Here is an 8,131-nt window from a genome sequence, read left to right as displayed (position 1 = left end):
ACCCCCACCTACCCCTTCGCCCCAGTCACCATGATTGTTGCCGGGCTGTTGGTGGGCTTTGGCACCCGCATGGGCAACGGCTGTACCAGCGGCCACGGGGTCTGTGGGCTGGGGCGACTATCGACGCGATCGCTCGTTGCCGTGATCACCTTTATGTCTACGGGCATAACCACCGTATTCATCACCCAGCATCTGTTGGGCTGAGTTTGAGAGTCTTAGAGGAGACCAACCCTGACGATGCAGACTGTATCTGGACAAAACACCCTGGCTCAGAACCTGGTGGCGCTGAGCGCTGGGCTACTGTTTGGCCTGGGCTTGAGCGTTTCGCAGATGATTGACCCCCAGCGGGTAATCGGCTTTTTAGACCTGGCGGGCCAGTGGGCCCCAACCCTGGCATTTGTGATGGGCGGCGCGGTGGTGACGACGCTGATCGCCTTTCGGTTGGTGCTAAAACGCTCTGAGCCATTGCTAGGCGGCAAATTTTGGCTGCCCACCCGCAATGATATCGATCGCCCTCTGTTGCTCGGGGCCGCGCTGTTTGGTGTCGGCTGGGGGCTGGGGGGCTACTGTCCGGGGCCTGCGATCGCATCCCTAGGGCTCGGTTCCGCCAACCCAATCCTCTTCGTTGTCGCCATGATCGCCGGATCTCTGGCCTACAAAGCCCTCAACCGTTCCGTATAGCAATAGTTCGGACACTTTTCCAAACCAGCGCTGAAACCCTTGACTTCTCGTTGGCCAGGTTGCTGTTGAAGAGGACTGAAACCCGCATCCTACTGTTGACTGCCAAAAACTGTCCGGAGTGTTGTGAGTTGTTTTTGCCCATGAGCCTCTGCTTGCCGCAGATTGAATGCGGCGGCGGGCCAAAAATTCGCTACCCTAAACAGTCGTATGTGCCGGGCAGCGTAAGGATGACTGAGATGGGGCGGATAAGCAAACTTGTGGCAGGTCTACTGCTAGGGGCAGCTCTGGCTAGCGGCAGTAGCTGGGGCAACGCCCTGGCTACTGCACCTGAGTTTTCTGCGATAGAACATCAGGAAACCACCCGGCTCAAACAAACCAGAGCCCAAAGCTACCGCTACGCCATGCTGGCGGGCTACTCCGCCGCCGAGCGCAAAGACTACCACACAGCGCTGATCAACTTTCGCCGGGCCCTGGCCTTGCGACCGGGCGATCGCTACGCCACCGCTGCCATTCGCAATATGGAGACCTATATTGCTCAAGAGCGAGCCGAGGCCGCCAAGGTCGCCGAAATTGCTCAGCGGCAGGCGCTTCTAGCCCGCGCTGTGGAAGCTAGCGACTGGGCCTGCGCCGCCGCCTCGGTCGACCGCCTGGTGGTGCTGATTCCCCCCAATTCCCCCGATCGCGCCCGCCTGGTCGCCTACCGGGGCGAACTCACCGGGTTCATTCAGGAACGGGCCAATCTCGATCAGTGGTCTACAATCTGCCCCGGTGGCCAGGTTTAGACGGGGCCTTCCCCATCAGTAATCTCGGGCTATTCTGCTGGAATGCTAGGATCTCCTGATTGCCGCTATGCCTAACCATTTGCAGATCACCAACACCCACTTGCCCGATCGCGATGGGCTGTGGTGCTTGTCGCTGGCCGAGGGCAAAATTGCTGAGATCACTCCTGTTCCTCCCATCCGCTCTACCCCTGATAACACGCTCGATGCCCAGGGTCAGTTACTCATTCCCGGCCTGGTGGATGGGCATATTCACCTCGATAAAGCCCGCTTGCTAGCGCGCCAGCCCGCCCAGGTGGGCACCTTTGCCGAAGCCCTGGCGGTCACTCTCCGGCTCAAGCAGGGCTTTACCGTCGCCGACATTCAAACCCGCGCCCGCCAGGTAGTTGAAAGTGCCATTGGCTTTGGCATTACCGCCATGCGCAGCCATGTGGAAGTTGACCCCACCGCCGGTCTGCGGGCCATGGAAGCGCTGCTGCCCCTGCGTCAAGAGTATGCCTGGGGCATTACCCTGCAGCTCGCCGTCTTCGCCCAAGAGGGCATTACGCAACAGCCTAAAACTCTGCCCCTGCTGCGTCAGGCGATGGCGATGGGCGGCGATGTGATCGGCTCGGCCCCCTACGTCGATGCCGACCCCCAGCGCAATGTGCAGCACGTCTTTGATCTGGCCCAGGAGTTTGACTGTGATGTCGATTTTCACCTCGACTTTTTAGACGACAACGAGCCCCTGCTGCTGCCTTTTGTGATTGCCGAAACCCAGCGCCGGGGCTGGCAGGGTCGCGTGTGCCTGGGGCATATGACCAAGCTGGCCGCGCTGCCCCCTACAGAACTCGCCGACCTGGCCACCGCTCTGCGAGAAACCCAAATCTCGATTTTAGCCCTGCCCGCTTCAGACCTCTATATGATGGCCCGCCAGGAGACCCACAATCAGCGCCGGGGGGTGGCCCCGATTCATCGATTGGCGGCGCAGGGGGTAAATGTGGGGTTGGCTACCAACAATATTCTCAATTTGTTCACCCCCTTTGGCGATGGCGACGTGCTTAAAATCTGCACGCTGTTGGCCCAGGTCTTGCAGCTCGGCACCACCGCCAGCCACCAGCTCTGTTTAGCTATGGCTACGACTCAGGCGGCTCAGGCGATTGGGATTGCTGATCAGGGGCTCAAGGTCGGCGATCGCGCCGATCTGGTGTTGCTCGACGCTACTTCAGTATCAGAGGCCGTGGGCGCTGCCCCATCAGGACGCACCGTGATCAAAGCGGGGCAGATTGTGGCTCGGCGGCAGTTGCAGCAAGCGTGGTTTCCTCCGGTCTCATAACTTTTGCAGACCCCATACCCCAGTCTGAGATTAGCGCTGCGACTGCCCGGAGCAAAAATAGCCGGGGAGACCCTCGCAGCACGGCATAATATCAGATGGGTCTAACCCAAATCTTGATCTGCCCTATCGCCCCCTGTAATGAATTATCTGGTCGCCGTTTTAGACAACCGCATCCAAGCCGAAGAAGCCTACAGCGCCCTAGAGCAGGCCAGTCTACCCAAGGCCGACTTTGACATTTTGGGCAAAGGCTTCAAAAGCGCCGATGACTATGGCCTGATCGACCCCGCCGACCAGGCCTGGAAGCAAATTCGCCTGATGATGATTTGGCTGGTGCCCTTTGGTTTTGGGGCCGGGTTTGTCTTTAACATCATCACTGGGCTGGACACCTTTGCCTTTGCCGGGCGGCTGGGTAACCAGCTGCTTGGCGGGGCGCTGGGAGCCGTCTCTGGAGCCATGGGAGCATTCTTTATCGGCGGCGGTGTCGGCATTGCGATCGGCGGGGGTGATGCCCTGTCCTACCGCAATCGGCTCAACGAGGGCAAATTTTTGGTGGTGGTGCGCGGATCTGAGGCCGTTATTCGCCAGGCCACCCCCATTCTGCGTCAGTTTCGTCCCGAGAATATTCAGGGCTACTCAGGAAACTAGGCCATGTCTTCCCCAAACGACGCCAGCGTCATTGTGATCGGCAGCGGCATTGGGGGCCTGTGCTGTGGAGCGCTGCTGGCCCGCTATGGCTTTAAGGTCACCGTCTGCGAAAGCCACACGATTCCGGGGGGAGCCGCCCACGGCTTCGAGCGCGATGGATTTATCTTCGACTCGGGGCCATCGCTCTACTCGGGGATGTCCTCCCGGGGATCGACCAACCCCTTGCGCCACGTGCTGGATGCCGTCGGAGAAGGCAACACCATCACCTGGGCCAACTACGACACCTGGGGTGTACGCATCCCCGAGGGCGACTTTGACACCACCGTGGGGAATGACCAGTTTTGCGATGTGCTGCGCCGTCTGCGCGGCGAGACCGCCGTACAGGAGTGGCGTCGTCTTCAAGCGGTCATGGTTCCCCTCGGCAAAGCCGCCACGGCCCTACCTCCCGCTGCCCTGCGGCTCGACCTGGGGGCGCTGCAAACCGTTGCCCCCTACGCCTGGACTCTGCTGCGCAACGCTCCTGCCCTCACCCAGTCCAGCAATCCCTTCAGCACCGTGCTCGATCGCACCATCCGCGACCCCTTCATTCGTAACTGGATGAATGTGCTCTGCTTTTTGCTGTCGGGGTTACCTGCCGAGGGCACCAGCACCGCCGAAATGGCGTTTATGTTTGCCGATTGGTATCGTCCGGGCGTCACCCTCGACTACCCCATCGGCGGCAGTGCGGCCATGGTCAACGCTCTGGTGCAGGGGCTCAAGAAATTTGGCGGTACTCTGCGCCTCGGGGCCCATGTAAAAACCATCTTGGTGGAAGGGCAGCGCACCACTGGCGTCGTGCTGCGATCGGGGGAAGTCTTGAGAGCCAGCACCGTGATCGCTAACGCCTCGATTTGGGACACGCTGAAGCTGGTGCCCGAGGGAGCGTTACCCAAAGCCTTTGTGAAAGAGCGCCAAGCGACACCACCGTGCCCCAGCTTTCTCCATCTGCATCTAGGTATTGATGGGGCAGGGCTCCCGCCCGATTTGGCTTGCCATTACATTACCGTCAGCGATTGGGATCTGGGCATCGATGCGCCCCAAAACCTGATTGTGATGTCGATCCCCACGGTGCTCGACCCCTCATTGGCACCACCGGGCAAACACACCATCCACGTTTACACCCCGGCCACCGAGCCCTACGAGCTCTGGCAGGGGCTCGATCGCCGCAGCCCGGAGTATGCAGCCTTGAAACAAGAAAGAGCCAAGCCGCTGTGGCAGGCCCTAGAGCGCATCATCCCCGACGTGCGCCAGCGGGTGGAGATGGAATTGGTGGGTACCCCTCTGACCCATGAGCGCTTTTTACGCTGCCACCGGGGCAGCTACGGCCCGGCAATTTCGGCCCAGGAGGGTCTGTTCCCCGGCCCCAAAACGCCGCTGCCCGGACTGCTCTGCGTGGGCGGCTCAACGTTTCCTGGCATTGGCTTACCGGCGGTGGCGGCCTGCGGGCTGATTACCGCTAACACGTTGGCCTCGGTCAGTCAGCACCGTCAAATGGTGAAGGATGCGCTGGGGTAGGCGATCGCCTTAGCGCTCCGCAACCAATGCACCTCATCCAAAAACGTCCAAAACGCCACCAGTTCGTCAATCGCCCCGTCGGTATCGCTGGGGTCGAACAGGGTGAGCTTGCGGGGCAAGGTGTACTCCATTACCTCCTGCACATTGCCTTTAGTCATCTTCGGCAGGGTGTAGCCGCCGTAGAGATAGGCCAGCTCAATAAAGGTGCCAATCCAGTCCCCCGCTTCGGGATTTAGCTTGATGTGAGCCTTGCCCGCCTTAGAATTGGCAAAGTCTTCGAGTGCTCTGTAGATATAGTCTTCTAGCAGCGGCTCGGCATCGTCGTAGTCGAGATTATCGAGCTGGTGGATTTTGAAGGCCATGGCTACTCTCCCTGCAAAGCAACAAGGAAATTTTCTGCCTATAGGCTACCGCACCGAGCAAACTTTCTTAAGAGGAAGGCCGCAAATTGTCATGACACAACCCAAAGAACAGCCGCAATAAACCCAGCAACATTGGCATATCGCCAATGCCAAACAGCAGCGATTCAGAGACTTCGCCATTTAGCGCCAGCCGATAAAACTTCCAGCCTTCGCCGTTGGTGACAATGCCATAGATATCCATCGCCCGACCCAACTGCTGGTTTACCCACTGGCAGGCCTGCATCTCGACTAAACATTTATGCGCCCTACTCCCCATCAGCTCTTACTTTCCTCCCCCTCCAGACGGCTCCCGCCAGAACGTCAGCTGATCGCTAATCGGCTGCAACGTCGTACCGGGGTAGTAGAACTGCAAGATCCGCGGGTAAGCCCAGCCCAATTCGCCCAGACGATAAGACCCGGTCTGGCTCATGCCGACCCCGTGGCCCCAGCCACCCCCCACAAACTGGTAGCCTACTAGCTGAGGAGGCGTTGCACTCGGGGCAGGAGCCGATCCATCCGTAGCGCTAGGCGTCTCATACATCGGCTCTAGGTAGAACAGCAGGCTGCGGGGAGGCGTCAGCACGCGCACGATTTCATCTTTTTTGAGCTGCACCACGCCCAGATCGGTTTCAATGTCGATCGTCTGCACTCGGCCCGAGTTGGCCCGCTCGGTGACCTGGAGCGATCGCACCTCGGTCAGCCCCGCCATTGGGTGCTGGCGTTTGCTCAGATAGCCTTTTAAATCCTGGGTAATCTCGGCCAGGGTGCCCGCATTGCGCCAGCGAAACAACCGCCAGGTGTCTTCATTAAAGCCCTCGTCGATGGCAATGAACCGCCGCACGCTCTCCTCGGAGTTGAGCGGGTACTGGCTAATATCCCACAGGCCGTAGACGGAGTCGACTACGGGCCGCAGATAGGGGCGATCGGGGCCATCCCACACGTCGCTAAAGGCAGCGGTGACCCCACCCGTCGTCGAGGAATATAGGGTATCTGCCAGCTCGTTTTCGTAGGTGAGCACCTGGCCCTGGGTAGCGGTGATGGCCTGGTCGGCCACGGGCACCGTACCGCTGAGGCCCCGGTAGACCTGGCACTGGGTGTCAGCACAGAGCTCGTAGTCATCGATGGCAAAGCGGCGCAGGTTGCGCAGGGCGTAGGTGCGGGCCAGCACCGTCTGGGCCTGAATGGCGGGCACCGGGGCGCTGGGGCCGATCTCGTGGGGCACGACGCCCCGCAGGTAGGTCTCGATCGGTACGCTATTGACCAGGGTGTAGGTGCCGTAGGTGTTGGGCTGTACCCGCAGGGTGCCGCCGTAGACGCGGGTCACCGCGTCATCGCCGGTCTGCACCACGCGCACCCGCCCGTCGCTGGCCCGAATATCGAGGCTGTCGCGCTGGTAGCGGTAGCCGTTGGCCTCAAAATAAACCTTAGGAATTTGCCCCAACACCCGGCTATCGAGAAATACTTCGTTAAAGCCCTGGGCTTTGAGGTTGTCCACTAAAAGGCGGCGCACTAGGGGAGTGTTGTAGGTCTCGCGGTTGGCCCACACTTCCCAACTGCCGGGCTGGGCAATTTCGGGCTCAATGCCGCGATCGCGCCACTGCTGGGCGCTGTGCTCGGCGGTTTCAAAGCTGCGGTGGTTGCTGAGTACGACCCGTTCCCCCAGGGTGGCCTCGGGTAGCGGCTCCGGGGCAATGCCCAGCACCACCCGAGTGGTAGTGACGGTCTGGGGCTGGCCGTTGGTCTCAAAGCTGAGGGTAAGCTGCTCGCCAGACAGGGCCTCCAGGATCATGCGATCTTGCAGGTTTTCGCCAAAGCGCTGCACAATGCCGACCTGAATCACCGGGTTTTGGGCAGCGGGAGCTGGGGCGGCGGCCCAGGTGGTGAGGGCGATCGCCATGCCGCCCACGACCCCTAGCCACCGCCGCGATCGCCGATTGCCCAGGGGCCGAAACTGAAATCGGGGCGGGGAAAGCGTAACCATAGTGATCTAACGAAGTAGTGTGCTGCCCGCCGTTTGTACAGTCGGGTCACAGAAATTCTAGCGGCTTCAGACCCTTGAGGGTGAGAATCTTCACTGTGATTATGCTCAATCGACAGCACCTACTCTGGGTTAAGAATGAAATCTTTCTGGGATTGTTGGGTTTTCTTTGTCAATCTAACTATCAGGAGATCTGCGATCGCCCTATATCTTAGGAAGAGTAGTAGAATTTGATTGAAGCCTGTAATGGTTTCCCTGTTTAATATAAGCAGCTAACGCGAATAGGAATTTCAAACATGGCTTTAGATCAACTCGAGGCGTTTTTAAAGAAAATGCAGTCTGAACCTGCACTTAAGAGTGAGGTGCTCACAGCATCAACTGCAGATGATGTTGCGCGAATAGCACTAAAACTTGGTTTTGAATTCTCAGGTGATGAATTATTGAGAATGTCAGGAAAGAAATTTGGCGGAGTTACTGTTATAAAAACCGATCTTCCTGGGGAGTATAATTAAATGCTTTTTGAATATTGCGCTTAGGTTGGATAAAAACATCAGGGGAGTCAGGTTTCCTTTGTCAACCCAATCTACAGGAGATCTGCGATCGCACTGCAAGAGAACTGCGATCGCGCTAAGCTGTTACGCATCTAAATTGCATTAATCGAATTTCCCTTATTTTTCACCTTGCGATGCCAATTTATAACTAAATCCCCCTCATTGAGAAGTTTGTTGATAAGGGCTTCAAGATCTTCAATCGACTTAAATAAACGATTTGAAATGAA

Annotated in this window: 10 protein-coding genes and 1 pseudogene; 7 read left to right on the top strand and 4 right to left on the bottom strand. The window is 58.6% G+C overall.

Annotation, left to right across the window (positions count from 1 at the left end; genetic code table 11):
• The 6 genes from IQ254_RS27825 to IQ254_RS27800 all read left to right on the top strand — a co-directional run.
• Positions 1-204: YeeE/YedE family protein (locus IQ254_RS27825; protein ID WP_193969403.1), on the top strand; the 204-nt coding region annotated here is incomplete at its 5' end.
• A gap of 33 nt (positions 205-237) precedes the next feature.
• Positions 238-681, top strand: a complete 444-nt coding sequence (locus IQ254_RS27820) for a DUF6691 family protein (RefSeq protein WP_193969402.1) — start codon at positions 238-240, stop codon at positions 679-681.
• A 140-nt stretch (positions 682-821) separates the two neighbouring features.
• Positions 822-1,463: a hypothetical protein gene (locus IQ254_RS27815; protein ID WP_228041167.1), complete on the top strand. Its 642-nt coding sequence runs from the start codon at positions 822-824 to the stop codon at positions 1,461-1,463.
• A gap of 67 nt (positions 1,464-1,530) precedes the next feature.
• Entirely contained in the window at positions 1,531-2,775 is a 1,245-nt protein-coding gene (locus IQ254_RS27810; RefSeq protein WP_193969401.1) for an amidohydrolase family protein, read from the top strand.
• A gap of 138 nt (positions 2,776-2,913) precedes the next feature.
• The gene (locus IQ254_RS27805) at positions 2,914-3,420 is read left to right on the top strand and encodes a hypothetical protein (RefSeq protein WP_193969400.1); all 507 of its coding nucleotides are present in this window, start codon (positions 2,914-2,916) and stop codon (positions 3,418-3,420) included.
• Positions 3,421-3,423: 3 nt separating this feature from the next.
• On the top strand, positions 3,424-4,974 hold the full coding sequence (locus IQ254_RS27800; RefSeq protein ID WP_193969399.1) for an NAD(P)/FAD-dependent oxidoreductase: 1,551 nt from the start codon (positions 3,424-3,426) through the stop codon (positions 4,972-4,974).
• Here the strand turns inward: IQ254_RS27800 and IQ254_RS27795 are convergent.
• The 3 genes from IQ254_RS27795 to IQ254_RS27785 form a co-directional block, all read right to left on the bottom strand.
• Positions 4,947-5,336 (bottom strand): hypothetical protein, encoded by a 390-nt coding sequence (locus IQ254_RS27795; protein WP_193969398.1) that lies wholly within the window; start codon positions 5,334-5,336, stop codon positions 4,947-4,949. The two genes, IQ254_RS27800 and IQ254_RS27795, sit on opposite strands and share 28 nt — an antisense overlap.
• Before the next feature lie 67 nt (positions 5,337-5,403).
• Positions 5,404-5,652 (bottom strand): hypothetical protein, encoded by a 249-nt coding sequence (locus IQ254_RS27790; RefSeq protein WP_193969397.1) that lies wholly within the window; start codon positions 5,650-5,652, stop codon positions 5,404-5,406.
• Positions 5,653-5,658: 6 nt separating this feature from the next.
• Positions 5,659-7,356, bottom strand: coding sequence for a SpoIID/LytB domain-containing protein (locus tag IQ254_RS27785; protein ID WP_193969396.1), 1,698 nt, complete (start codon positions 7,354-7,356; stop codon positions 5,659-5,661).
• A 293-nt stretch (positions 7,357-7,649) separates the two neighbouring features.
• Between IQ254_RS27785 and IQ254_RS27780 the strand changes: the two genes are divergently transcribed.
• Positions 7,650-7,865, top strand: a complete 216-nt coding sequence (locus IQ254_RS27780) for a Nif11-like leader peptide family natural product precursor (protein ID WP_193969395.1) — start codon at positions 7,650-7,652, stop codon at positions 7,863-7,865.
• Positions 7,866-7,996: 131 nt separating this feature from the next.
• On the opposite strand, the pseudogene IQ254_RS34020 reads toward IQ254_RS27780, so the two are convergent.
• A pseudogene (locus IQ254_RS34020) lies at positions 7,997-8,131 on the bottom strand (IS630 family transposase); the annotation flags it as partial.

This window comes from Nodosilinea sp. LEGE 07088 (assembly GCF_015207395.1).
GTDB lineage: Bacteria > Cyanobacteriota > Cyanobacteriia > Phormidesmidales > Phormidesmidaceae > Nodosilinea.
This window is presented reverse-complemented; position numbering and strand designations above follow the sequence as displayed.

What these genes read in the sequence shown, in the direction of transcription:
- IQ254_RS27820 (WP_193969402.1), top strand. Translation starts at nt 238, where the DNA reads ATGCAGACTGTATCTGGACAAAACACCCTGGCTCAGAACCTGGTGGCG.
- IQ254_RS27815 (WP_228041167.1), top strand. Translation starts at nt 822, where the DNA reads ATGAGCCTCTGCTTGCCGCAGATTGAATGCGGCGGCGGGCCAAAAATT.
- IQ254_RS27810 (WP_193969401.1), top strand. Translation starts at nt 1,531, where the DNA reads ATGCCTAACCATTTGCAGATCACCAACACCCACTTGCCCGATCGCGAT.
- IQ254_RS27805 (WP_193969400.1), top strand. Translation starts at nt 2,914, where the DNA reads ATGAATTATCTGGTCGCCGTTTTAGACAACCGCATCCAAGCCGAAGAA.
- IQ254_RS27800 (WP_193969399.1), top strand. Translation starts at nt 3,424, where the DNA reads ATGTCTTCCCCAAACGACGCCAGCGTCATTGTGATCGGCAGCGGCATT.
- IQ254_RS27795 (WP_193969398.1), bottom strand. Translation starts at nt 5,336, where the DNA reads ATGGCCTTCAAAATCCACCAGCTCGATAATCTCGACTACGACGATGCC.
- IQ254_RS27790 (WP_193969397.1), bottom strand. Translation starts at nt 5,652, where the DNA reads ATGGGGAGTAGGGCGCATAAATGTTTAGTCGAGATGCAGGCCTGCCAG.
- IQ254_RS27785 (WP_193969396.1), bottom strand. Translation starts at nt 7,356, where the DNA reads ATGGTTACGCTTTCCCCGCCCCGATTTCAGTTTCGGCCCCTGGGCAAT.
- IQ254_RS27780 (WP_193969395.1), top strand. Translation starts at nt 7,650, where the DNA reads ATGGCTTTAGATCAACTCGAGGCGTTTTTAAAGAAAATGCAGTCTGAA.